This window comes from Aquabacterium sp. A08, from assembly GCF_011742065.1.
This window is the reverse complement of sequence record NZ_JAAQQT010000693.1, coordinates 14,448-37,898: the sequence shown is the minus strand read 5'-3', so window position 1 is coordinate 37,898 and position 23,451 is coordinate 14,448. Positions and strand designations below refer to the sequence as shown.

General features: G+C 66.5%; 20 protein-coding genes and 1 pseudogene. 6 read left to right on the top strand and 15 right to left on the bottom strand.

Annotation, left to right across the window (positions count from 1 at the left end; translation table 11 throughout):
* The 14 genes from HA630_RS20120 to HA630_RS20055 form a co-directional block, all read right to left on the bottom strand.
* On the bottom strand, positions 1-617 hold a 617-nt coding region (locus tag HA630_RS20120; protein WP_305792628.1), incomplete at its 3' end, for a Tex-like N-terminal domain-containing protein.
* Between the two features lie 148 nt (positions 618-765).
* A complete protein-coding gene (locus tag HA630_RS20115; protein ID WP_166837183.1) occupies positions 766-1,671 on the bottom strand; it encodes an SDR family oxidoreductase in 906 nt (301 codons plus the stop codon).
* Between the two features lie 11 nt (positions 1,672-1,682).
* Entirely contained in the window at positions 1,683-2,699 is a 1,017-nt protein-coding gene (locus HA630_RS20110) for an NADP-dependent oxidoreductase (protein WP_166837181.1), read from the bottom strand.
* Between the two features lie 103 nt (positions 2,700-2,802).
* Positions 2,803-3,240 (bottom strand): PaaI family thioesterase, encoded by a 438-nt coding sequence (locus HA630_RS20105; RefSeq protein WP_166837179.1) that lies wholly within the window; start codon positions 3,238-3,240, stop codon positions 2,803-2,805.
* 12 nt (positions 3,241-3,252) lie between these two features.
* Entirely contained in the window at positions 3,253-4,044 is a 792-nt protein-coding gene (locus tag HA630_RS20100) for an SDR family oxidoreductase (protein ID WP_166837177.1), read from the bottom strand.
* Between the two features lie 34 nt (positions 4,045-4,078).
* Positions 4,079-5,932: an acyl-CoA dehydrogenase gene (locus HA630_RS20095; RefSeq protein ID WP_166837175.1), complete on the bottom strand. Its 1,854-nt coding sequence runs from the start codon at positions 5,930-5,932 to the stop codon at positions 4,079-4,081.
* Positions 5,933-5,945: 13 nt separating this feature from the next.
* A complete protein-coding gene (locus HA630_RS20090; protein WP_166837173.1) occupies positions 5,946-7,121 on the bottom strand; it encodes an acetyl-CoA C-acyltransferase in 1,176 nt (391 codons plus the stop codon).
* A 44-nt stretch (positions 7,122-7,165) separates the two neighbouring features.
* On the bottom strand, positions 7,166-9,289 hold the full coding sequence (locus HA630_RS20085) for a 3-hydroxyacyl-CoA dehydrogenase NAD-binding domain-containing protein (protein WP_166837172.1): 2,124 nt from the start codon (positions 9,287-9,289) through the stop codon (positions 7,166-7,168).
* A 148-nt stretch (positions 9,290-9,437) separates the two neighbouring features.
* Positions 9,438-10,133: an ABC transporter ATP-binding protein gene (locus HA630_RS20080; RefSeq protein WP_166837170.1), complete on the bottom strand. Its 696-nt coding sequence runs from the start codon at positions 10,131-10,133 to the stop codon at positions 9,438-9,440.
* 18 nt (positions 10,134-10,151) lie between these two features.
* A complete protein-coding gene (locus HA630_RS20075) occupies positions 10,152-10,934 on the bottom strand; it encodes an ABC transporter ATP-binding protein (protein ID WP_166837169.1) in 783 nt (260 codons plus the stop codon).
* Position 10,935: 1 nt separating this feature from the next.
* Positions 10,936-12,228, bottom strand: coding sequence for a branched-chain amino acid ABC transporter permease (locus HA630_RS20070; RefSeq protein ID WP_166837167.1), 1,293 nt, complete (start codon positions 12,226-12,228; stop codon positions 10,936-10,938).
* A gap of 12 nt (positions 12,229-12,240) precedes the next feature.
* Positions 12,241-13,263, bottom strand: a complete 1,023-nt coding sequence (locus HA630_RS20065) for a branched-chain amino acid ABC transporter permease (protein WP_166837165.1) — start codon at positions 13,261-13,263, stop codon at positions 12,241-12,243.
* Positions 13,264-13,427: 164 nt separating this feature from the next.
* Complete coding sequence (locus tag HA630_RS20060) at positions 13,428-14,660, bottom strand: branched-chain amino acid ABC transporter substrate-binding protein (protein ID WP_166837163.1); 1,233 nt, start codon at positions 14,658-14,660, stop codon at positions 13,428-13,430.
* Positions 14,661-14,780: 120 nt separating this feature from the next.
* Entirely contained in the window at positions 14,781-16,418 is a 1,638-nt protein-coding gene (locus tag HA630_RS20055) for a 3-(methylthio)propionyl-CoA ligase (protein ID WP_166837161.1), read from the bottom strand.
* A 166-nt stretch (positions 16,419-16,584) separates the two neighbouring features.
* Between HA630_RS20055 and HA630_RS20050 the strand changes: the two genes are divergently transcribed.
* From HA630_RS20050 to HA630_RS20030, 5 genes are all read left to right on the top strand, one after another.
* Positions 16,585-17,292, top strand: coding sequence for a Crp/Fnr family transcriptional regulator (locus HA630_RS20050; protein ID WP_166837159.1), 708 nt, complete (start codon positions 16,585-16,587; stop codon positions 17,290-17,292).
* Positions 17,293-17,378: 86 nt separating this feature from the next.
* Positions 17,379-17,786 carry a peptide-methionine (R)-S-oxide reductase MsrB gene (gene msrB, locus HA630_RS20045; protein ID WP_166837157.1) on the top strand — a complete coding sequence of 136 codons (408 nt, stop codon included), beginning with the start codon at positions 17,379-17,381 and terminating at the stop codon, positions 17,784-17,786.
* An 8-nt stretch (positions 17,787-17,794) separates the two neighbouring features.
* Positions 17,795-18,340, top strand: coding sequence for a septation protein A (locus tag HA630_RS20040; RefSeq protein ID WP_166837155.1), 546 nt, complete (start codon positions 17,795-17,797; stop codon positions 18,338-18,340).
* Positions 18,337-18,627, top strand: a complete 291-nt coding sequence (locus HA630_RS20035) for a BolA family protein (RefSeq protein ID WP_166837153.1) — start codon at positions 18,337-18,339, stop codon at positions 18,625-18,627. Before HA630_RS20040 ends, HA630_RS20035 begins: the two co-directional genes overlap by 4 nt.
* A 25-nt stretch (positions 18,628-18,652) precedes the next feature.
* Positions 18,653-19,426 (top strand): peptidylprolyl isomerase, encoded by a 774-nt coding sequence (locus tag HA630_RS20030; RefSeq protein WP_166837151.1) that lies wholly within the window; start codon positions 18,653-18,655, stop codon positions 19,424-19,426.
* A 62-nt stretch (positions 19,427-19,488) separates the two neighbouring features.
* On the opposite strand, the gene clpB is transcribed toward HA630_RS20030, so the two are convergent.
* Positions 19,489-22,086 carry an ATP-dependent chaperone ClpB gene (gene clpB, locus HA630_RS20025; RefSeq protein WP_166837150.1) on the bottom strand — a complete coding sequence of 866 codons (2,598 nt, stop codon included), beginning with the start codon at positions 22,084-22,086 and terminating at the stop codon, positions 19,489-19,491.
* A gap of 102 nt (positions 22,087-22,188) precedes the next feature.
* Between clpB and HA630_RS20020 the strand changes: the two are divergent.
* Positions 22,189-22,943 (top strand): annotated as a pseudogene (locus HA630_RS20020) (winged helix-turn-helix domain-containing protein); the annotation flags it as partial.
* Between the last annotated feature and the right edge of the window lie 508 nt (positions 22,944-23,451).

The following is a 23,451-nucleotide window of genomic DNA, read 5'->3' as shown; positions in this document are numbered from 1 at the left end:
GGGTCGTGCTCGTTCTTGCCGTCCACCTTCTGGCTTTGCAGCAGGCCTTCCTGCCACAGCCATTCGCGCAGGCCCTGCACCAGCGTGGCGTCTTCGGCCCAGCGTTCGCTCAAAATGTCGCGCACGCCGTCGAGCACGGCCGGCACGGTGGTGAAGTCGCTGCCGTCCTCGCCCTTGGCCGGTTTGACGTAGGCCTGGGCCTCGTCGGCGGGCACGCGGGCGGGGTCGGCGAACAGCAGGTCGGCCAGCGGCTCGATGCCGTTTTCGCGGGCGATCATGCCCTTGGTGCGGCGCTTGGGCTTGTAGGGCAGGTACAGGTCTTCCAGCCCCTGCTTGGTGGGCGCGGCCTCGATGGCGGCGCGCAGCTCGGGCGTGAGCTTGCCCTGTTCTTCGATGCTGTTGAGCACCGCGGCGCGGCGGTCTTCCAGCTCGCGCAGGTAGCCCAGGCGCTGCTCCAGCTCGCGCAGCTGGATGTCGTCCAGACCGCCGGTGGCCTCTTTGCGGTAACGGGCGATGAAAGGCACCGTGGCGCCGCCGTCCAGCAGGGCCACGGCGGCGTCCACCTGGCGGGTCTGGACCTTCAGTTCTTGCGCGATCTGCGCGATGATTTGCTGCATGACGTACACACCGGGCCGCCCGGGACCGGCGTGCGCCGCACCCCGCCCGGCGGCCAATAGTTGACCAAAGGCGGCAGTGTGCCAGAAACCCGGCGCGGCCCCACCGGGGCCATGCGGGCGGCGCGGCAGGCCGGGCCGGGCGGCCGGCTCAGGCCCCGCGCAGGGCGGCGCGCAGTTGCACGCCCACGTCCGGCCGCTCGGCGAACGGGTCGGGCGGGTTCTGGCCGGCCACGATGGCCGACATGCGCGTCTGCACATTGCCCAGCGCCTTGGGGTGGCTGTAGATGTAGAAGGCGTCGGCGGCCATGGCGTCAAACACCTTCTGCGCCACCTCGGCCGCGGTCACCTTGCCGCTGCTCACCGCCTTGTCGCTCATGGCCTGGCCGATGAGCTGGCTCTGGGTCGGCTGGCCGGTGGCCAACTCGCCGGGTCGGTTGCGCTCGCTCTGGCTGATGCCGGTGGGCACAAAGTACGGGCACAGCACGCTGGCGCCGATCTGGTCGCTCACCAGGTGCAGGTCCTGGTACAGCGTCTCGGTCAAGGCAACCACCGCGTGCTTGCTGACGTTGTAGACGCCCATGTTGGGCGGCGTCAACAGCCCGGCCATGCTGGCGGTGTTGACGATGTGACCGCGGTAAGCCGGGTCGGCCTGGGAGGCGGCCAGCATGCGCGGGGTGAAGGCGCGCACGCCGTGGACCACGCCCCACAGGTTCACGCCCAGCACCCACTGCCAGTCGGCCACGGTGTTTTCCCACACCAGGCCACCGGCGGCCACGCCGGCGTTGTTGAACACGAAGTGCGGCGCGCCAAAGCGCTGCTGCACCGCCTCGGCCAGGTCGTCCATGGCCTCGGCGCTGGACACGTCCACGCGTTGCGCCAGCACCGCGGCACCGGCGGCCTCCAGCTCGGTGCGGGCGCGCTCCAGCGCGTCGGCCTGCACGTCCACCAGCACCAGGTTCATGCCGTGGCGGGCGCCGATGCGCGCCACCTCCAACCCGAAACCCGAGCCCGCGCCGGTGATGACGGCGGTCTTGCCTTGGAGTTCTTTCAGCATGGGGGGGCTCCTCAGACCAGCTGGACCAGTTGCTTGCCGAAGTTCTTGCCTTTGAGCAAGCCCAGGAAGGCCTCGGGCGCGGCCTCGATGCCCTGCGCCACCGACTCGCGCGGGCGGAACTGCCCGCTGCCCACAAGGCGCCCCAGTTCGGCCAGCGCCTCGGGCCAGACCTCCATGTGTTCGCTGACGATGAAGCCTTCGATGCGCATGCGGTTGATCAGGATGAGCGAGGGGTTGGCCATGGGCAGGGGCTGGCCGTCGTAGCCGGCGATCATGCCGCACACCGCGATGCGGGAAAACGCATTGGCGCGCAGCATCACCGCGTCCAGCACCATGCCGCCCACGTTCTCGAAGTGGCCGTCGATGCCGTTCGGGCAGGCCACTTTCAGGGCCTTGGCCAGCGAGCCGTAGTCTTTGTGTTCGCGGTAGTCGATGCAGTCGTCAAACCCGAGTTCGTTTTTCACGTAAGCGCATTTGTCCGCCCCGCCGGCGAAACCGACCACGCGGCAGCCGCGGGCCTTGGCCAGGGCGCCCACCGCGCTGCCCACCGCGCCGCTGGCGGCGCTGACGGTCACGGTCTGCCCCGGTTTCGGGTCGATCAGCTTGACCAGACCGTACCAAGCGGTCACGCCGGGCATGCCGACCGCGCCCAGGTAGTGGCTCAGCGGCACGTGGGTGGTGTCGACCTTGCGCAGCTCGCCCGGGGTGTTGGCGTTGACCACGCTGTACTGCTGCCAGCCGCCCATGCCCACCACCGCGTCGCCCGGGGCATAACGCGGGTGGCGGCTCTCCACCACCTCGCCCACGGTGCCGCCGATCATCACCTCGCCCAGCGGCTGCGGCTGGGCGTAGCTTTTGCCGGCGTTCATGCGGCCACGCATGTAGGGGTCCAGGCTCAGGTAGTGGTGGCGCACCAGCACCTGGCCGTCCTGCAGCGCCGGGGTGTCCACGGTTTCGGTCCTGAAGTTGCCGACGCTGGCCTCGCCCTCGGGGCGGTTGTCCAGCAGGATGCGGGTATTTTGGGGCATGTGGGTCTCCTGTGGCGGCGGGGCCGCCTGTGTGGGTTCAATCAAAAGACAGGCCTGCGGGACGGGCCCGGTCAGGCGGACGGCGGAACGGCCCTGGGGGCCCTCAATCGGTGGAAATGCCGGCCGGGCCGTTGAGCGGCTGGCTTTCCCTCGCACCCACGGGCAGGCGCCGGACGTACTTGAACGTGCCCGAGGCGTGGGCGCAGAGCTTGCCCTGCGCGTCAAACACGTGGCCTTCGGTGAAAGCCATGGTGGCGGTGCGGTGCAACAGGCGCCCGGTGGCGCGCAGCGGGCCGCGCGCGGCCTGCATGAAGCTGGTTTTCATCTCGATGGTGACGCACCCCATGTCGGTCTGCACGCTGCGCGCGGCGTGCGCCATGACCACGTCCAGCAAGGTCATGCTGGCGCCGCCGTGCACCACGTTGAACGAGTTCAGGTGCTCGGGCGCCGGGTCGTAGGTGATCTCAGCCTCGCCGTCGGCCCAACGCCGCAGTGCAAAGCCCAGGTGGGCCACGAAGGGGATGTGTACCTGAAATTCCAAACCGTGCTCCTGTCAGCCACCGGTGACGATGCTCACGCCACCATCCACCGCGAGCCACTGGCCGGTGATGTGCTTGCCCGCGTCGGAAGCGTACAGCAGCGTCAGGCCTTTCAAATCCTCGTCGTCGCCCAGGCGGCCCAGGGGCGCGCCGGCGGCCATCTTGTCCTCGCCCAGGGCTTCCAGCGTGCCTTTGGTCATCTTGCTCGGGAAAAAGCCGGGGCAAATGGCGTTGACGCGGATGCCGTGCGGCCCCCACTCGGCCGCCAGCGCCCGGGTGAAGTTGATGACCGCGCCCTTGGAGGTGTTGTAGGCGATGGTGTTCATGCCGCGCGGGTTGCCGCCCAGCCCGGCGATGGAGGCGATGTTGACGATGCTGCCGCGGCGCCGCGCGATCATGCTGTGCTTGGCCAGGTACTGGCTCAGCAGGAAGTAGCCGCGCACGTTCAGGTTCATCACCTTGTCCCAGGCGTCGATCGGGTGGTCCTCGGCCGGGGCGCCCCAGGCGGCGCCGGCGTTGTTGACGAGGATGTCCACGTCGCCCAGGCGCTCCAGGGTTTCGGCGCCCAGGCGGTGGATGTCGGCCTCGCGGGCGCAGTCGGCGGCGATCCAGCGCGCGTCGATGCCGGCGGCCTGCAGTTCCTGCACGGCCTGCTCCAACTCGTCGGCCTTGCGCGCGCTGAGCATGATTTTGGCGCCGGCCTCGCCCAGGGCGTGGGCCATCTGCAGGCCCAGGCCGCGCGAGCCGCCGGTGACCAGGGCCACTTGGCCGGTGAGGTCAAACAGTTGTTGGATGGTGCGGGTCATGTGTTGTGTCTCCAGGGTGGCACAGGGCCACGGGTCAAAAAGCGTCTTCGGGCAGCTCGGCGCAGGTCATGTCGCGTTGCGACACCACCTGCAGCCAGGCCCCGATCTTGGGCAGCTCGTAGTGGAAAAAATAGCGGCAGGCGGCCAGGCGGCCTTGTTGTGCGGCATCTGCGGCGGCTTGCTGGGCGGCCAAAGCCACGTCCAGCCAGACCCAGGCCAGCACGGTGTGGCCAAAGGCCTGCATGTAGGGCACGGCGTTGGCCAGGGCCTCGGTGGGCTGGCCCGTGGTCCACGCCGCCTTCGTGGCGGCACCGACTTGCTGCAAGGCCTGCGCCAGGGCGTTGGCGTGCAGGGCCAGGGCCGGTTGCTGGATGGCACGCTCGATGGTGGCCTGCATGCGCCCGGCCAGCCGTTGCAAGCCCTTGCCGTTTTCCATCAACACTTTGCGGCCCAGCAGGTCCATGGCCTGGATGCCGTGGGTGCCCTCGTGGATCATGTTCAGGCGGTTGTCGCGCCAGTACTGCTCCACCGGGAAGTCGCGGGTGTAGCCGTAGCCGCCGTGCACCTGGATGGCCAGGCTGTTGGCCTCCAGGCACCACTCGCTCGGCCAGCTCTTGGCAATGGGTGTCAGCACCTCCAGCAGCAGGCGGGCGTCGTCGGCCGCTTCGGGCGCGCCGGTGTGCTGTTCGTCCACCAGGCGGGCGCAGTACAGCTCCAGCGCCAGGGCGCCTTCGCAGTAGGCCTTCTGGGCCAGCAGCATGCGCTTGACGTCGGCGTGTTCGATAATGCGCACCTGGGGTTGGGTCGGGTCTTTGCCGCCAGCGCCCATCGGTCGTCCCTGCGGACGGTTCTTGGCGTAATCCAGGCTGGCGTGGTAGCCGGCCATGCCCAGCATGGTAGCGGCCATGCCCACGCCAATGCGGGCCTCGTTCATCATGTGGAACATGTAGCCCAGGCCTTTGCCCGGCTCGCCCACCAGGTAGCCCACGGCCCCGGCGCCCTGCCCGTCCAGGCCCGGCCCCAAGCCACTGCCCTGCACCGGGAACTTGCCCTCGCCAAAGTTGAGCAAGGTGTTGGTGGTGCCTCGCCAGCCGCATTTGTGGTTCAGGCCGGCCAGCGCCACGTCGTTGCGCACCCCGGTGAGTTGGCCCTGGGTGTCCACCAGCTTTTTGGGCACGATGAACAGCGAAATGCCCTTGACGCCGGGCGGCAGCTTGCCGTCCGGCCCCGGGATTTTGGCCAGCACCAGGTGGACGATGTTCTCGGTCAGCTCGTGTTCGCCGGCCGAAATCCACATCTTGTTGCCGCGCAGGCGGTAGCGCGGGCCCAGCGGGTCGGACTCAGCACCGTCGCCGTCGGGCACGGCGCGGGTGGCCACGTCGCTCAAGCTCGAACCCGCCTGCGGCTCGCTCAGGCACATGGTGCCGGAAAAGCGCCCGCTGAAGGTGTTGAGCGCGAACACCTCGCGCTGCAGCGGCGAGCCGTGCGCCATCAGCAGGTTGGCGTTGCCCACGCTGAGCATGCCGGCCCCGATGCTGACCGAAGCCATGGCAAAAAAGGCGTTGCCCGCGGCCTCCACGGTGTAGGGCAACTGCATGCCGCCAATGGCGTAATCCTGCGCCGCGCTCAGCATGCCCGATTCGGCGTAGGCGTCCCAGGCGTCTTTGGTCGCCTGCGGCAGCACCACGTGCTCGCCGTCGAAGTGAGGCTCCTGGGTGTCCACCAGGCGGTTGAAGGGCGCGTACTTGTCGCGGGCGATTCGCTCGCAGGTGTCCAGCACGGCCTCGAAGGTTTCGCGGCTGTGGTCCGCGAAACGCTCACGTTCGCTGAGGGTCTGCGCCCCCAGCCAGTCGTACAGCAGAAAATCGACGGTGGGGCGCAGACTCATGGTCACTCCGTCGTCACAAGACTTCAAACACCCCAGCCGCGCCCATGCCCCCGCCGATGCACATGGTCACGCACACCCGCTGGGCCCCGCGGCGCTTGCCCTCGATCAGGGCGTGCCCTGTCAGCCGCTGGCCGCTGACGCCATAGGGGTGCCCCAAAGCGATCGCGCCGCCGTTGACGTTGAGCCGCTCGTTGGGAATGCCCAGCTTGTCGCGGCAATACAGCACCTGCACCGCAAAGGCCTCGTTGAGCTCCCACAGGTCGATGTCGTTGACGGTGAGGCCCAGTTTTTTGAGGACCTTGGGCACGGCGAACACCGGGCCGATGCCCATCTCGTCGGGCTCGCAACCGGCCACGGCGAAGCCGAGGAAACGGCCCAGGGGCTGCAGGTTGTGCTTGGCGGCGTAGTCTTCGCCGACCACCACGCAGGCCCCCGCCCCGTCGCTGAACTGGCTGGCGTTGCCGGCGCTGACCAAGCCACCCGGCAGGGCCGAGCGCAGACCGCTGATGTTCTCTTTCGTGGTGCCTTCGCGGGTGCCTTCGTCCCGGCTCACGGTCACCTGCTGGGTGATCAGGCCCAGGGCCTTGTCGGCCACGCCCATGGTGACGGTGATGGGCGCGATCTCGGCGTCGAACAGGCCGGCGGCCTGGGCGGCGCAGGCTTTTTGCTGGCTGGCCGCGCCGTACTCGTCCATGGCGTCGCGGCCGATGCCGTAGCGCTGGGCCACCTGTTCGGCGGTCTGCAGCATGCTCCAGTAGATTTCGGGCTTGGCTTTCTTGAGCGCGGGGTCGAAGGCCATGTGCAGGTTCATCTCCTGCTGCACGCAGGAGATGCTCTCGACCCCACCGGCCACATAGACCTCGCCTTCGCCGGCGACGATACGCTGGGCGGCCAGGGCGATGGTCTGCAGCCCGGAGGAGCAGAAGCGGTTGACGGTCAGGCCCGAGGTGGTGATGGGGCAGCCGGCGGCCAGGGCGATCTGGCGCGCGATGTTCATGCCGGTGGCGCCTTCGGGGTTGGCGCAGCCCATGATGACGTCTTCGACGTGGGCGGCGTCGATGCCGGCGCGTTCGATGGCGTGGCGCACGGCGTGGCCGCCGAGGGTGGCGCCGTGGGTCAGGTTGAAGGCGCCCTTCCAGCTCTTGGCCAGGGGGGTGCGGGCGGTGGAGACGATGACGGCTTGGGTCATGGCGGAGTCCTTGGGTTTCGTCGGGTGCGGCGGCGGGCCGGGCTTCAGCGGTTGAGGTCGGCGAAGGTCTTGCCTTCGGCGATCAGGCGCTGGATCAGCGGCGCCGGTTGCCAGAAGCGGGCGTCGTCGTGCGGGTTCTGGGCGAAGCGCTTCATGGCCTGGGCGACGTTGAAGAGGCCGGTGAAGTCGGCGTAGTGCATCGGGCCACCGCGGTGGATGGGGAAGCCGTAGCCGGTCAGGTACACCATGTCGATGTCGCTGGGGCGGCTGGCAATGCCTTCTTCCAGGATGTGCGCGGCCTCGTTGACGAGCGCGTACACCAGGCGCTGGACGATCTCGTCGTCGCTGATCTGGCGCGGGGCGATGCCGAGGTCTTGGCGGTGCTGCTCGATCATGTCCACCACCACGGGGCTGGGGATGGCGTCGCGCTTGCCCGGCGCGTAGTCGTACCAGCCGGCGCCGGTTTTTTGGCCAAAGCGGCCGAGTTCGCACAGCAGGTCGGCGGTCTTGCTGTAACGGATGTCGGGCTGCTCGACGTAGCGGCGCTTGCGGATGTACCAGCCGATGTCGTTGCCGGCCAGGTCGCCCATGCGGAAGGGGCCCATGGCGAAACCGAAGCGCTCAATCGCCTTGTCCACCTGCGCCGGGGTGCAGCCTTCTTCGAGCAGGAAGCCGGCCTGGCGGCTGTACTGCTCGATCATGCGGTTGCCGATGAAGCCGTCGCACACGCCGGAGACCACGCAGGTCTTCTTGATCTTCTTGCCGATGGCCATGACGGTGGCCAGCACGTCTTTGGCCGTCTGGGCGCCACGCACCACCTCCAGCAGCTTCATCACGTTGGCGGGGCTGAAGAAGTGCATGCCCACCACGTCCTGCGGGCGCTGGGTGAAGGCGGCGATTCTGTCCACGTCCAGCGTGGAGGTGTTGGAGGCCAGGATGGCGCCGGGCTTCATGACGGCGTCCAACTGTTTGAACACCTGCTCTTTCACGCCGATGTCCTCAAACACCGCTTCGATCACCAGGTCGGCCTGGGCGATGTCGGCGTAGCTCAGGGTGGTGCTGAGCAGGGCCATGCGCTGCTCGTACTTGTCTGCCCCAAGCTTGCCTTTCTTGACCTGGGCTTCGTAGTTCTTGCGGATGGTGGCCACGCCGCGGTCCAGCGCGTCCTGCTTCATCTCGAGCAGGGTGACGGGGATGCCGGCATTGAGGAAGTTCATGCTGATGCCGCCGCCCATGGTGCCGGCACCGATCACGGCGACCTGGGCGATGGTGCGCTGCGGGGTGTCGGCCGGCACGTCGGGGATCTTGCTGGCGGCGCGCTCGGCCACGAAGAGGTGGCGCAGGGCCATGCACTCGGGCGTCATCATGAGGTTGACGAAGAGCTCGCGCTCGTGGGCCATGCCGTCGTCGAACTTCTTCCGGGTGGCGGATTCGACCGCGTCGACGCATTTGGCCGGCGCGGGGAAGTGCCTGGCCATGCCTTTGACCATGTTGCGTGCGAACTGGAAGTAGGCGTCGCCCTGCGGGTGCTTGCACGGCAGGTCGCGCACGCGCGGCAAGGGACTGCCGTCGGCGTGTTGGGCGGCCACGGCCTGGGCCAGGGCGATCGCTTCGTCCATGAGGCTGTCGGCGCTGGCGGCGAGCCGGTCGAACAGCTTCTGGCCGGGGATCTGGGCGAGTCGTTCGCTCTTGACGGGCTCGCCGCTGACGATGAGGTTGAGCGCGGGCTCCACGCCGATGGCGCGCGGCAGGCGCTGGGTGCCGCCGGCACCGGGGATGAGGCCGAGTTTGACTTCGGGCAGGGCGACTTGGGTGCCGGGCGCGGCGATGCGGTAGTGGCAGCCGAGCGCCAGCTCCAGGCCGCCGCCCATGGCGACACGGTGCAGCGCGGCCACCACCGGCTTGGGCGAGGCCTCCAGCGCGTTGATGACGGCGATCAGGTTGGGGTCCTGGTAGGCCTTGGGTGAGCCGAATTCCTTGATGTCGGCCCCGCTGGAGAAGGCCTGCCCGGCCCCGGTCAGCACCACGGCCTGGACCGCCGCATCGGCCACGGCGCGCTCCAGCGCCGCCACCACGCCCTGGCGGGTCGACAATCCCAACCCGTTCATCGGCGGGTTGTCCAACGTGATCACGGCCACTTCGCCGCGGACTTCGTATTGCGCTGTCATGGGGTCTCCTCGGGTGCGCGTTCAGGGGAGCGACGGTCACTAAAAAAGAACGACCGTTCGCTTCTTTTCATTCTAGGGGGTGCGGCAGCGGCGCCTGTCGCCGGTTTGTCTGGCCCCGGGGGCCAGAGTCAAACGGGCGACAGGGCCGTCACACCTCCAGCCATTCCTTGCGGACGTAGGGGTTGGCCTTGAGCGCCGCCGGCGTGTCGTCGAACACGATGCTGCCGTGGCCCATCACCAGGGCACGGTCGGAAATGTTCAGCGCAATGGTCAGCTTCTGCTCGATCAGCAGCACCGAAATGCCGCGCGCCTTCAGCCGCTGCAGGTACTCGGCCACCAGCTCCACAATCTTGGGCGCCAGGCCCTCGGTCGGCTCGTCGATGATGATCAGGTCCGGGTCGCCCATCAGGGTGCGGCACAGCGTCAGCATCTGCTGTTCGCCGCCCGACATCACGCCCGCCTCGGTGTGCTGGCGCTCTTTCAGGCGCGGGAACATGGCGTACATGTCGTCGAACCCCCAGCGGCTGTTCTTGGCGCCCGACTTTTGCCCCAGCATCAGGTTCTGGTGCACCGTGAGCTTGGGGAAAATCTCGCGGTTTTCCGGCACGTAGCCCAGCCCCAAGTGCGCCACCTCGAACGGCTTTTTGCCGCGGATCGGCTGCCCCTTCCAGGCGATGTCGCCCTCGCAGTCCACCAGGCCCATGATGGCCTTGGCCGTGGTCGAGCGGCCCGAGCCGTTGCGTCCCAGCAGCGCGACGATTTCGCCCGGCCCCACGTTGAAGTGCACCCCGTGCAGCACGTGGCTCTTGCCGTAGTAGGCGTGCAGGTTTTGAATGTCCAGCATGTGTTGTGCTCCGCCTGTTCAGTGTCCCGCAGCTGCGGCTTGTTCGTCGGCCAGCACCGAGCCCAGGTAGGCCTCCTGCACCCGGGGGTTGGCGCGCACCGCTTCCGGCGTGTCGAAAGCGATCACCTCGCCGTACACCACCACCGCGATCTTGTCGGCCAGGCCGAACACCACGCCCATGTCGTGCTCCACCGTCAGCAGGGTCTTGCCCACCGTCACCTCGCGGATCAGGTCGATGAAACGCGCCGTTTCGCTCTTGCTCATGCCGGCGGTCGGCTCGTCCAGCAGGATCACATTGGCCCCGCCGGCAATGGTCACGCCGATCTCCAGCGCACGCTGCTCGGCGTAGGTCAGGTTCACGCCCAGCACATCGCGCTTCTTGTCCAGGCGGATCATCTGCAGCAACTCCTCGGCGCGTTCGTTGGCGTCGTCCAGGTTGGCCAGGAACTTGAGGAAGGTGTACTTGTAGCCCAGGCTCCACAGCACGCCGCAGCGCAGGTTCTCGAACACGCTCAGCTTGGGGAAGATGTTGGTGATCTGGAAGCTGCGGCTCAGGCCCAGGCGGTTGATCTCGAACGGCTTTTTGCCATTGATCGCCTGACCATTGAGCAGTACCTCGCCGCTGGTGGGCTCGAAGCGGCCGCTGATCAGGTTGAACAAGGTGGACTTGCCCGCCCCGTTCGGCCCGATGATCGCCACCCGCTCGCCGGCGTTCACCGCCAGGTTGGCGCCGCGGATGATCTCGGTCTTGCCGAAGCTCTTGCGCAGGTCTTTCAGTTCCAGTGCGTAGGGGGTGCTCATGTCAGTGCGTCTCCCGGCGTTTGATTTCTTTTTCGATGTCGGTCTGGATGTCGGACCACTGCGCGAGGAAGTGCTTGCGCGTCAGCTCGAACAGGCCCAGCCCGGTCAGGGCCACAAAGGCCGCGCCAAACCAGCTGGTGGCCTGCTGCGCGTGCAACTCCACCCCCAGGAAGCGCACCGCGTCCCCCATGGCGCTGTTGAGCTGCAGGTGGTAAACCATCTCGATCATTGCGCCGGCGCCCACCAGCACCACCAGCCCGGTCACGGCCAGCGCCAGGTAGCTCACCCACAGCTCGCGCAGCCGGCCAAAGGCGGCCACCCGCAGGTTCATCATGATCAGGCTGGCAATGCCGCCGGGCGCGTACATGACCATGAACAGGAACACCAGCCCCAGGTACAGCAGCCAGGCCTTGGTGATTTCGGACAGCAGCACAAAGGCCAGCACCATCAGCACGCCCCCGATGATGGGGCCGAAGAAGAAGGTGGCGCCGCCCAGGAAGGTGAACAGCAGGTAGCCGCCGGAGCGCAACGGGCCCACCACCTCGGCGGTGACGATCTCGAACAAAATGGCGCCCAGCCCCCCGGCGATGCCCGCAAAAAAGCCGGCGATGATGAAGGCCAGGTAACGCACCTTCTGGGTGTTGTAGCCGATGAACTCGACCCGCTCCGGGTTGTCGCGCACCGCGTTCAGGATGCGGCCCAGCGGCGTGCGGGTGAACGCGAACATCAGCGCCACGCACACAAAGGTGTACGCCGCCACCAGGTAATAGACCTGCACGTTCGGCCCGTAGGTGATGCCCCAGACCGGGTCGCCCACCACCCGGTCGGCGGTGATGCCGGCCTCGCCACCGAAGAACTCCGAGAACATCAGCGACATGGCAAACACCAGCTCGGCCATGCCCAACGTGATCATGGCAAACGGCGTGCCCGACTTCTTGGTGCTGACGTAGCCGAACAGCACGGCGAAGAACATGCCCGCCACCCCACCCACGATGGGGATGAGGCTGACCGGCAGGTCCAGCGCCCCGTCCGACACCTTGAGCAGCGCGTGGATGGCGACGTAGGAACCCAGGCCGGTGTAAACGGCGTGGCCGAAACTCAGCATGCCGCCCTGCCCCAACAGGATGTTGTACGACAGGCAGGCGATGATGGCGATGCCCATCTGGGCCAGCATGCTGACCGACAGGTTGCTGCTGAACACCGAGGGCGCGAACGCCAGCACCAGGGCGAACAGGCTCCAGATCAGCCAGCGCCCGACGTTGTAGGGTTTGAAACGGTAGTAAGTGGTCGTCATGGTCGTGCGGCCTCAGGTTTCGCGGGTGCCCAGCAGGCCCTTGGGCCGGAAGATCAGGATCAACACCAGGAACAGGTAAGGCAGGATGGGCGCCACCTGCGACAGGGTGAGCTTGAGCACCGAGTTATCGAGCAAGGCGTCGGACAGCTGCAGCCCCACGGCCTGCGCCAGGGTGATGAAAGAGTGGTCCAAGGCCACGGCAAAGGTCTGGATCACGCCGATCAGCACCGACGCCAGGAAGGCACCAGAGAGCGAGCCCAGCCCGCCGACCACCACCACCACGAAGATGACCGACCCCAGCGTGGCCGCCATGGCCGGCTCGGTCACGAAGGTGCTGCCGCCGATGACGCCGGCCAGCCCGGCCAGGCCGGTGCCGGCGCCGAACACCATCATGAACACCCGGGGCACGTTGTGGCCCAGGCTCTCGGCCATCTCGGGGTGGGTCAGCGCCGCCTGGATCACCAGGCCCACGCGGGTGCGGGTGATCAACAGCCACAGGCTGACCAGCATCACCACCGCCACCAGCATCATGAAGGCGCGGGTGGCCGGGAACGGCGAGCACAGCGCCTGGCCGGCACTGCACAGCTCGGCCGGGGCACGCCCCCAGACGAAGCCCATGGTGTCGTTGGCGTAGTGCAGCAGGGTGAAGGCCGGGCCCTGCAGCAGCTCGGGCGGACGGAATTCCACCGCGGTGCGGCCCCACACCAGTTGCACCAGCTCCAGAATCACATACGACAGGCCAAAGGTGACCAGCAGTTCCGGCACGTGGCCGAACTTGTGCACCTTGCGCAGGCTGGTTTTCTCGAAGAAGGCGCCCAGCACCCCCACCACCACCGGCGCCAGGAACAGCGCCGGCCAGTAACCCACCACCTGCGCGATCGAGTAGCCCATATAGGCCCCGACCATGTAAAAGCTGGCGTGCGCGAAGTTGAGCACGCCCATCATGCTGAAGATCAGGGTCAGGCCCGAGCTCAGCAGGAAAAGCAACAGCCCATAGCTCAAGCCGTTGAGCATGGATATGATGAAGAACTCCATGGATCCTTCTTTCGGGGCCCTGTGGGCCACCTTCGGGACGAACGAACCCCAGGCCCTGTGCTGGACCGCACAGGCACCGCTTCAAACCTTCGGAACCGGGGGAGGTGGGGACCCTGCCCGGCCCACCCCGTCAGGGGGCAGACCGGGCACGGCCCGCAGACGCGTCAGCGCGGACGCTTCATGTCGCAGCTGGTGGGGGTGCTGGCCACGTAGGCCGGGAATTCCTTCACCGGCGCCAGCGTCATGCCGGTGTTTTCCGGGCTGTAGGGGTACTTGGCATCGGCCTTCTGCCACACCGTCAGGAACAGGGCCTGCTGCAGTTGGTGGTCGGCCTTGCGCAGCTCCACCTCGCCGTTGAAGCCCTTGTACTTGATGCCCGACAGCGCCGCCGCCACCTTCACCGGGTCGGTGGACTTGGCTTTGGCCATGGCTTCACCCAGCGCCGCGTAGGCGTTGGGAATGGAGCCGGTGAACATGTCGTCGTTGAAGCGCTGCTTGAACTCGGTGGTCCAGGCCTTCATCGGGCCGTCCAGGTTGTAGTGCTGGTAGGCGATCTGGAACACCCGGCCGGCGCCGCCCTGGCCCAGCGCGGTGGGGGTGCCCGTCACGCCGGTGTAGTAGGTGTAGAACTTGCCGGTGTAGCCACCCTCGTTGGCGGCCTTGACCAGCAGCGCCAGGTCGGAGCCCCAGTTGCCGGTGATCACCGTGTCGGCGCCGGAGGCCTTGATCTTGGCGATGTACGGGGCAAAGTCGCGCACCTGGGCCAGCGGGTGCAGGTCCTCGCCGACGATCTGCACGTCCGGGCGCTTGCGCTTGAGGTTTTCCTTGGCGAACTTGGCGACCTGGTGGCCGTGCGAGTAGTTCTGGTTCAGCAGGTAGACCTTCTGGACGTCTTTCTGGTCCTTCATGAAGGTGGTCAACGCTTCCATTTTCATGGAGGTGTCGGCGTCGAAGCGGAAGTGCCAGTAGCTGCACTTGCTGTTGGTGAAGTCGGGGTCCACCGCGGCGTAGTTCAGGAACACCACCTCTTTGCCCGGGTTGCGGCTGTTGTGGCGGTTGACCGCGTCGATCAGCGCGCCGGCCACCGACGAGCCGTTGCCCTGGGCGATGTAGCGGATGCCCTGGTCGATGGCGGCCTGCAGCGCGGTCAGGCTTTCGGCCGGGCTGAGCTTGTTGTCGAACGCCACCAGCTCGAACTTGACGCCGGCCGGGTTGCTTTGGCTGAACTTCTCGGCGAAGAACTGCCAACTGCGCATCTGGTTGTTGCCCAGCGGGCCCATCAGGCCGGTCTGGGGGTCGATCAGGGCGATCTTCACCGTTTCACCCTTCTGCGCATGCGCCGCGAGGGCGCAGGACAGCAGGGCGGTGGCGGTGAGGGTCTTCAACACGAACTTCATGGTTTTGTCTCCTTATGGGTGGTTGAATGACATCTAGCTTACAAGGCATGCACGGCCCGGCCCTCAGGGATTGCCCCTAGCCCCTATCGCCTGCGCGACTGGGCCGTGCACAGGGGGAAATCAGAGGCCCGGCAGGCGGTAGCCCGCCAGTTGCTCGCGCAGCTTGACCTTCTGCATCTTGCCGGTGGCGCCCAGGGGAATCGCGTCCACAAACACCACGTCGTCGGGCACCTGCCACTTGGCGATCTTGCCCTCGTAGAAGGCCAGCAAGGCCTCGCGCGTCACCTCGGCCCCGGGCTTCTTGACCACCACCACGATCGGGCGCTCGTCCCACTTGGGGTGGTGCATGCCCACGCAGGCGGCCATCAGCACCGCCGGGTGGGCCATGGCGATGTTCTCCACGTCGATGGAGCTGATCCATTCGCCGCCGGACTTGATCACGTCCTTGCTGCGGTCGGTGATCTGCATGAAGCCGTCGGCGTCGATGGTGGCCACGTCACCGGTGGGGAACCAGCCGTCCACCAGCGGCGGCGCGCCCTCGCCGCGGTAGTAGTCGCGGATGATCCACGGCCCACGCACCAGCAGGTCGCCGGCGCTCTTGCCGTCCCAGGGCAGTTCCTGGCCGTCCGGCCCGACGACCTTCATGTCCACCCCGAAGATGGAGCGGCCCTGCTTGAGCCGGATCTTCATCTGCTCGGCCTCGGGCAGGTCCAGGTGCTTGTTCTTGAGGGTGCACAGCGTGCCCAGCGGGCTCATCTCGGTCATGCCCCAGGCGTGCAGCACGTCCACGCCGTGCTCCAGGCGGAAGGCGTCGATCATGGCCGGCGGGCAGGCCGAGCCGCCGATCACGGTGCGGCCCAGCTTGGGCAGCTTCAGGCCGTTCTGCGCCATGTGCGTCAGCAGCATTTGCCACACGGTGGGCACACCGGCGGCGAAGGTCACGCCCTCGGTGTCGAGCAGCTCGAAGACGGACTTGCCATCCAGCGCCGCGCCCGGGAACACCAGCTTGCAGCCCACCGCGCAGGCAGAGTACGGAATGCCCCAGGCGTTGACGTGGAACATCGGCACCACCGGCAACACGCTGTCACGGGCGCTCAGGCACATCACGTCGGGCAAGGCGGCGGCGTAGGCGTGCAGGATGGTGGACTTGTGGCTGTACAGCGCGGCCTTGGGGTGACCGGTGGTGCCGCTGGTGTAGCACATGCTGGAGGCGCTGTTCTCGTCCAGCACCGGCCAGGCGTAGGTGCTGGGCTGGGCACCGATCAGCGCCTCGTAGCTGACCAGGTTCGGAATGCCGCCGGCCGCGGTCAGCTGGGCCAGGTGGGCGTCGTCGCACAGGGCGACCCAGCGTTTGACCGTCGGGCACTGGTCGTGGATGGCTTTGACGATGGGCCAGAAGGTCATGTCAAAACACAGCACCCGGTCCTCGGCGTGGTTGACGATCCAGACGATCTGCTCGGGGATCAGGCGCGGGTTGACGGTGTGCAGCACCCGGCCGGAGCCGCTGACGCCGAAGTACATCTCGAAATGGCGGTAGCCGTTCCAGGCCAGCGAGGCCACGCGCTCGCCCTGCCCCACCCCCAGCCCGTCCAGGGCGTTGGCCAGCTGGCGGGCACGGCCGGCCGCTTCGCGGTAGGTGGTGCGGTGGATGTCGCCCTCGACCCGGCGCGACACGATTTCCACGTCACCGTGGTGGCGCTGGGCGTGTTCGATCAGGTCGGAAATGAGCAACGGGCGGTCTTGCATCAGGCCTAGCATGGGGTCTCCTGCGGTGGGATGGAATAAGGGAGTGCGACGTCAGGTACGGGTCAGTCTCAGACTATCGTAGCCGGGCCCGCCAGCGGCCATCGTGGCAAACCCCGAGTGCGGGGCGATAATTGTCGCGAAGCCGACAAGTCGTGCGGCGCACCGGAGACCCGCCCCCATGCTGCTGGACAAGCGCTCGCCCGCGAGCATTTTTCTGTATGGCCAGCCCTGGTTTGACCGCCTGCCCGAAGCCGAACGCCACGCCCTGCTGGACACCGTGGTGCTGCACAAGGCCGCCAAGGGGGAACACCTACTGCGCAAGGGCGACCGCATCGGCGGCTGGTACGGCGTGCTGTCGGGCATGGCCAAGCTGCAGACCAGCGGGCCGGACGGCAAGGTGTCGGCCTTTCTGGGGGTGCCCGCCGGCGAGTGGTTCGGCGAAGGCTCGGTGCTGCGTGGCGACCATTGGCGCTACGACGTGGTGGCCCTGCGCGACACCACCCTCATCGGCCTGCCGCTGGCGCAGTTCCAGGCCCTGTACCGCCACAACCTGGCCTTCAACCACTACCTGATCGAGCGCCTCAACCTGCGGCTGGGCCAGGCCATGGCCATCATCGAATCGGGCCGCTTGCGTTCGCCCGAGGAACGGGTGGCCCAGTACCTGAGCCACCTGTTCTGGCAAGGCATGCGCAAGATCAACCTGTCGCAGGAAGACCTGGGCCACCTGGCCGGCCTGTCGCGCCAGACCATCAACCGGGTGCTCAAGCAGTTTGAGGCCCAGGGCTGGGTGTCGCTGGAGTTCGGGCGGGTGGACATCCTGAACGACGCGGCCCTGGAAGCCCTGCTGCGCGCCGAGCCCGACGCGGCCCCCCTGCCCCCGCCCTGAACCCGGCCCGCCGCCCCACCGGCCCCACCGTCAGCAGGGCCTCGCGCCCCCGCCGACAATGGACTTTTGAGCGCCCCCACCGAACCATGACCTTCCCCCTTCAAAAAACCGACGCGCAATGGCAGGCTGAACTGGCCACCAAAGACGCCGAGCCGCTGGCCTTCCACGTCACCCGCCGCGCGCACACCGAACGCCCCTACACCGGCCGCTACGAACAGGTCTGGGCCGACGGCACCTACCGCTGCATCTGCTGCGGCCAGCCGCTGTTTGACAGCGGCACCAAGTTCGACGCCGGCTGCGGCTGGCCCAGCTTTGCCCAGGCCCTGCCCGGTGCCATCACCGAGGTGGTGGACCGCAGCCACGGCATGGTGCGGGTGGAAACCGTGTGCAGCCAGTGCGGCGCCCACCTGGGCCATGTCTTCGAGGACGGCCCCGCCCCCACCGGCCTGCGCTACTGCATGAACTCCGCGGCGCTGGAACTGCAAAAGCGATAATCCGCCCCATGCGTTTCCTGATCGATTTTTTCCCCATCGCCCTGTTCGTGGTGGCCTACAAGCTGCAGGACATCTACACCGCCACCGGCGTGCTGATGGCCGCCACCGTGGCGCAGACGGCGCTGATCTACGGCATCGACCGGCGGCTGCAGACCATGCAAAAAGTCACGCTGGCCCTGGTGCTGGTGTTCGGCGTGCTGACCCTGGTGCTGCAGGACGAGCGCTTCATCAAGTGGAAACCCACCGTGCTTTACGCCAGCATGGCGCTGGTGCTGGCCGCCGCCCTGTGGATCTGGAAGAAGAACTTCCTGCAGATGCTGCTGGGCAGCCAGCTCAAGTTGCCCGACGGGGTGTGGGCGCGGCTGACGGTGGTGTGGGTGGCCTACTTCGTCTTCATGGCCGGACTCAACGCCTACGTGGCGGCCTACTACTCCACCGAGGACTGGGTGAACTTCAAGCTCTGGGGCTACGTGTTTCCGGTGCTGTTCATCGTGGGCCAGGGCGTGTACGTGGCCCGGCACCTGAAAGACGACCCGAAGGAGCAGCAACCGTGAACCCCACCCCCGCTGCCGCCGGGGCCTGGCCCACGGCCGAGGCCCTGACCGCCACCCTGCGCGAGCGCCTGGCCCCGACCACCCTGGAAGTGCTGGACGAAAGCGCGGCCCACGCCGGCCACGCCGGGGCCAACGGTCTGGGCCGGGGCACCCATTTTCGGGTCCGCATCGGCGGCCCGCGCCTGCAGGGGCTGAGCCGGGTGGCCGCCCACCGCCTTGTGTATGATGCGCTGCAACCCTATTTCGACGCCGGCCTGCATGCCCTGGCCATCGATCTCCAACGTTGATTTTTTCCCACCCCTGCCCTCCCCCATGAAACACGTCTTGACCGCGGTCGCCCTGGCCGCCACCTTCGCACTGCCCGTGTCGGCCCAGAACCTGGCCATCGTCAACGGCAAGCCCGTGCCGCTGTCGCGCCTGGACGCGCTGACCCAGCAACTCGAGCGCTCGGGCCGTCCGGTGAACGACGAGGTCAAGGCCCAGTTGAAGGAAGAGGTCATTGCCCGCGAAATCTTCGCCCAGGAAGCCGAACGCCGCGGCCTCAAGGCCTCGGCCGAGTACCGCACCCAGGTCGCCCTGGCCTCGCAAACCATCCTGATCCGCGAACTGTTCGCCGACTTCCAGCGCAAGAACACCGTTTCCGCGGCCGACATCCGGGCCGAATACGACAAGTTCGTCGCGGCCAACGGCGGCCAGGAAATTCGCTCGCGCCACATCCTGCTGGAAACCGAGGCCGAAGCCAAGAACCTCATCGCCGACATCAAGAAAGGCGCCAAATTCGAGGAACTGGCCAAGAAGCTGTCCAAAGACCCGGGTTCTGGCGCCAACGGTGGCGATCTGGACTGGGCCACCGCCAACACCTTCGTGCCCGAATTCGCCGAGGCCATGGTCAAGCTGGGCAAGGGCCAGATGACCGACACCCCGGTGAAAAGCCAGTTTGGCTGGCACATCATCCGCGTGGACGACGTGCGCCAAGCTGCCCTGCCGCCGCTGGACGAGCTGAAACCGCAGATCGAACAGCAACTGCAGCAACAGCGCCTGGGCGAGTTCCAGGACGCCCTGCGCAACAAGGCCAAGGTGCAATAAAGCGCGCATCGGGCACAAAAAAACGAGCCTCGCGGCTCGTTTTTTTTATGGGCTGCTCGTGGTCAATGCACCACGCGCCCAAACTGGAACTGCCCCGGCGAAGTGATGGGGTCCACCTCCACCGGAATCTCGCTCTTGGGCGGGAACTTGCCCTCCAGCAGCAAGCGCGAGAGCGGATTTTCGATGCGCTGCTGGATCGCGCGCTTGAGCGGTCGCGCGCCAAACACCGGGTCAAAGCCCACCTTGGCCAGTTCGGCCAACGCGGACTCGCTCACGTTCAGCACCAGGTCCATCTTGGCCAGGCGCTCGGTCAGCACCTTGAGCTGGATCTTGGCGATGTTGGCGATGTGCTCGGCGTTCAGGCCGTGGAACACCACCGTCTCGTCGATGCGGTTGAGGAACTCCGGGCGGAAGTGCTGCTTCAGTTCGCCCCACACCGCGTCCTTGATGTCTTCGGCGTCCTGGCCCACCATGGCCTGGATCAGGTGCGAGCCGATGTTGCTGGTCATCACGATCACCGCGTTCTTGAAGTCCACGGTGCGGCCCTGGCCGTCGGTCAGGCGGCCATCGTCCAGCACTTGCAACAACACGTTGAACACGTCGGGGTGGGCCTTCTCCACCTCGTCCAGCAGGATCACGCTGTAAGGCTTGCGCCGCACGGCTTCTGTCAGATAGCCGCCTTCGTCGTAGCCCACGTAGCCGGGCGGCGCGCCAATCAGGCGGCTGACCGAATGCTTCTCCATGAATTCGCTCATGTCGATGCGGATCAGGTGTTCCTCGCTGTCGAACAAAAAGCCCGCCAACGCCTTGCACAGCTCGGTCTTGCCCACGCCGGTGGGGCCCAGGAACAGGAAACTGCCCAGCGGACGGTTCGGGTCGCTCAGGCCCGCGCGTGAACGGCGAATGGCGTTGGCCACGGCCACAATCGCCTCGTCCTGCCCCACCACGCGCTCGTGCAGCTTGTCTTCCATGGCCAACAGCTTGTCGCGCTCGCCCTGCATCAGCTTGCTCACCGGAATGCCAGTGGCGCGGCTGATGACTTCGGCAATTTCCTCGGCACCCACTTCGGTCCGCAGCAGCTTGTGGGCCTTGCCGTCACCGGCGGCCTCCTTGGCCTGGGCATCTTTCAGGCGCTTCTCCAGCTCGGGCAGCTTGCCGTACTGTAGCTCGGCCACTTTGTTGAAGTCGCCCTTGCGCTTCAACTCCTCAATGTCGCGCTTCACCTGCTCGATGTCTTCGCGCACGCTGCCCGAGGTCTGCACGCTGGCCTTTTCGGCCTTCCAGATTTCGTCCAGGTCGTTGTACTCGCGCTGCAGCTTGACCAATTCTTCCTCGATCAGCGACAGCCGCTTCTGCGAGGCCTCGTCCTTTTCCTTCTTCACCGCCTCGCGCTCGATCTTGAGCTGGATCATGCGGCGGTCGAGCTTGTCCATCACCTCGGGCTTGGAATCCAGCTCAATCTTGATCTTGGCCGCCGCTTCGTCGATCAGGTCGATCGCCTTGTCGGGCAGGAATCGGTCGGTGATGTAGCGGTGGCTCAACTCGGCCGCGGCCACGATGGCCGGGTCGGTGATGTCCACGTTGTGGTGCTTCTCGTAGCGTTCCTGCAACCCGCGCAGGATGGCGATGGTGTCCTCCACCGTCGGCTCGTCCACCAGCACCTTTTGGAAGCGGCGTTCCAGCGCGGCGTCTTTCTCGATGTACTTGCGGTATTCGTCCAGCGTGGTCGCGCCAATGCAGTGCAGCTCGCCCCGGGCCAGCGCGGGCTTGAGCATATTGCCCGCGTCGATGGCGCCCTCGGCCTTGCCCGCCCCCACCATGGTGTGGATCTCGTCGATGAACAGGATGATCTTGCCCTCGTCCTGCGCCACCTCTTTCAGCACCGCCTTCAGACGTTCCTCGAACTCGCCGCGGAACTTGGCGCCGGCCAGCAGACCCGCCATGTCCAGCACCAGCACCTTCTTGTCTTTCAGGGTGTCGGGCACCTCGCCGTTGACGATGCGCTGGGCCAGCCCTTCCACGATGGCGGTCTTGCCCACACCCGGCTCGCCGATCAGCACCGGGTTGTTCTTGCTGCGGCGCTGCAGCACCTGGATGGCGCGGCGGATCTCGTCGTCGCGGCCAATCACCGGGTCCAGCTTGCCTTGCGCGGCGCGCTCGGTCAGGTCCAGGGTGTACTTCTTCAGCGCCTCGCGCTGGCCTTCGGCCTCGGGGTTGTCCACCTTCTGGCCGCCGCGCACCGCGTCAATGGCGGCTTCCAGCGGCTGGCGCTTCAAGCCGGCCTTGCGCGCCTCTTCGGCCAAGGTCGATTTGCCATCGGCCAGCGCCAGCAAAAACAGTTCGCTCGCCACAAACTGGTCGCCACGCTTGATGGCGTCCTTCTCGGCCGCCTGCAGCAAGGTGACCGTGTCGCGGCCCACCTGCACCTGTTCCTGCCCCTGCACCTGGGGCAGCTTGGCCACGGCCTCGTCGGCCACTTTGGCCAGCGCGGCCACGTTCACGCCGGCGCGCTGCAGCAAGGCCTTGGGGCCGTCCTGCTGGCGCAGCATGGCGGCCAGCACATGCGCCGGCTCGATGTAGGCGTGGTCGTTGCCCAGGGCCAGCGTCTGGGCCTCGCCCAGAGCTTCCTGGAATTTGGTGGTGAGTTTGTCGATGCGCATCCAAGTGCTCCCGAAAGATCAGATTAGGCTGAACGTGGGGACTGGCACGGTCAATTCAAGGCCGTGCACTGACACGCATTGGGCACCTTCACCCCGCAACGCATGACCATCCCCGACTTTCAAGCCCTGATGCGACCTTTGCTCGACCTGCATGCCGATGGGCGGGAACACGCCAACCGGGAATTGGTCAACGCGCTGGCCCAGCAACTGGGTTTGACCGACGAACAACGGCGCGAAATGCTGCCGAGTGGAGGCGCCAAGCTGTTCGACAACCGGGTGGGTTGGGCCAAAACCTACATCGCCAACGCAGGATTGATCGAGTCCCCTCGACGGGCTGTTTCGATCATCACGGAACGCGGGCGTGAGGTGCTCTCAACCCACCCAGGCCCGATCAACCTGCGGTTTCTGAAAGACTTGCCCGGCCAACCCAACCGATCCACGCCGGTTGGCTCCTTGCCAGAGGCCCCGGAATCGCTGGAGATCAGTCCATTGGAGGCGGTGGAAAACGCCCACCAGCAAATCCGGCGCGACATTGAACGCGGCTTGCTGGACAAGATCGCGGCCAATCCCCCCGAATTTCTGGAACGCATGGTGGTGGACCTGATCGTGAAGATGGGCTACGGCGGCAACCTCAAGGATGCGGGGCGAGCCATCGGTCGCTCGGGGGACGAAGGCATTGACGGCATCATCAAAGAAGACCCGTTGGGACTGGACACGATTTACCTGCAGGCCAAACGCTACGAGGCGACAATTGGCCGCCCCGACATTCAAAAATTCGCGGGGCCTTGCAGGGGCAACGGGCGAAAAAAGGGATTTTCATCACGACCTCCAGTTATTCAAAGGAAGCACGGGATTTCGTCTCAAAAATCGACAGCAAGATCATCCTGATCGATGGCCCGATGCTGGCCCAGTTGATGTATGACCACGGCGTGGGTGTGGCGGTGCACACCGTGTACGAAATCAAACGGGTGGACACCGACTACTTTGATGAAAGCTGAGTGGGGGGGCGTCAGACAGCCCCCCATGCTTGACGGCGGCCGTGTGAACCCCTAAAAAGCAAAACCCCGGCTCTCACAGAAGAACCGGGGTTTAAAATTGGTAGGCGCAATTGGACTCGAACCAACGACCCCCACCATGTCAACGGTCAGGCAACCGGCAGCAACCGGGCGATGTGGTTAAGTATAGCGCCACTATCCCAGGCCACAAGGCACAAAAAAACCGGCCACGCGGGCCGGTGTTGAACATCGTTGCAGCGCTAGGTGCAGCAGCGCCCACAAAAACAAAGCCCCCAGGCGGTTGCGTTACCTGGGGGCTTGATGCCTGCCGCGCCGTTCTCACAATGGCCGCAGGCTGTCGGTGTTGCTT

What these genes read in the sequence shown, in the direction of transcription:
- HA630_RS20115 (WP_166837183.1), bottom strand. Translation starts at nt 1,671, where the DNA reads ATGCTGAAAGAACTCCAAGGCAAGACCGCCGTCATCACCGGCGCGGGC.
- HA630_RS20110 (WP_166837181.1), bottom strand. Translation starts at nt 2,699, where the DNA reads ATGCCCCAAAATACCCGCATCCTGCTGGACAACCGCCCCGAGGGCGAG.
- HA630_RS20100 (WP_166837177.1), bottom strand. Translation starts at nt 4,044, where the DNA reads ATGACCCGCACCATCCAACAACTGTTTGACCTCACCGGCCAAGTGGCC.
- HA630_RS20095 (WP_166837175.1), bottom strand. Translation starts at nt 5,932, where the DNA reads ATGAGTCTGCGCCCCACCGTCGATTTTCTGCTGTACGACTGGCTGGGG.
- HA630_RS20090 (WP_166837173.1), bottom strand. Translation starts at nt 7,121, where the DNA reads ATGACCCAAGCCGTCATCGTCTCCACCGCCCGCACCCCCCTGGCCAAG.
- HA630_RS20085 (WP_166837172.1), bottom strand. Translation starts at nt 9,289, where the DNA reads ATGACAGCGCAATACGAAGTCCGCGGCGAAGTGGCCGTGATCACGTTG.
- HA630_RS20080 (WP_166837170.1), bottom strand. Translation starts at nt 10,133, where the DNA reads ATGCTGGACATTCAAAACCTGCACGCCTACTACGGCAAGAGCCACGTG.
- HA630_RS20075 (WP_166837169.1), bottom strand. Translation starts at nt 10,934, where the DNA reads ATGAGCACCCCCTACGCACTGGAACTGAAAGACCTGCGCAAGAGCTTC.
- HA630_RS20070 (WP_166837167.1), bottom strand. Translation starts at nt 12,228, where the DNA reads ATGACGACCACTTACTACCGTTTCAAACCCTACAACGTCGGGCGCTGG.
- HA630_RS20065 (WP_166837165.1), bottom strand. Translation starts at nt 13,263, where the DNA reads ATGGAGTTCTTCATCATATCCATGCTCAACGGCTTGAGCTATGGGCTG.
- HA630_RS20060 (WP_166837163.1), bottom strand. Translation starts at nt 14,660, where the DNA reads ATGAAGTTCGTGTTGAAGACCCTCACCGCCACCGCCCTGCTGTCCTGC.
- HA630_RS20055 (WP_166837161.1), bottom strand. Translation starts at nt 16,418, where the DNA reads ATGCTAGGCCTGATGCAAGACCGCCCGTTGCTCATTTCCGACCTGATC.
- HA630_RS20050 (WP_166837159.1), top strand. Translation starts at nt 16,585, where the DNA reads ATGCTGCTGGACAAGCGCTCGCCCGCGAGCATTTTTCTGTATGGCCAG.
- msrB (WP_166837157.1), top strand. Translation starts at nt 17,379, where the DNA reads ATGACCTTCCCCCTTCAAAAAACCGACGCGCAATGGCAGGCTGAACTG.
- HA630_RS20040 (WP_166837155.1), top strand. Translation starts at nt 17,795, where the DNA reads ATGCGTTTCCTGATCGATTTTTTCCCCATCGCCCTGTTCGTGGTGGCC.
- HA630_RS20030 (WP_166837151.1), top strand. Translation starts at nt 18,653, where the DNA reads ATGAAACACGTCTTGACCGCGGTCGCCCTGGCCGCCACCTTCGCACTG.
- clpB (WP_166837150.1), bottom strand. Translation starts at nt 22,086, where the DNA reads ATGCGCATCGACAAACTCACCACCAAATTCCAGGAAGCTCTGGGCGAG.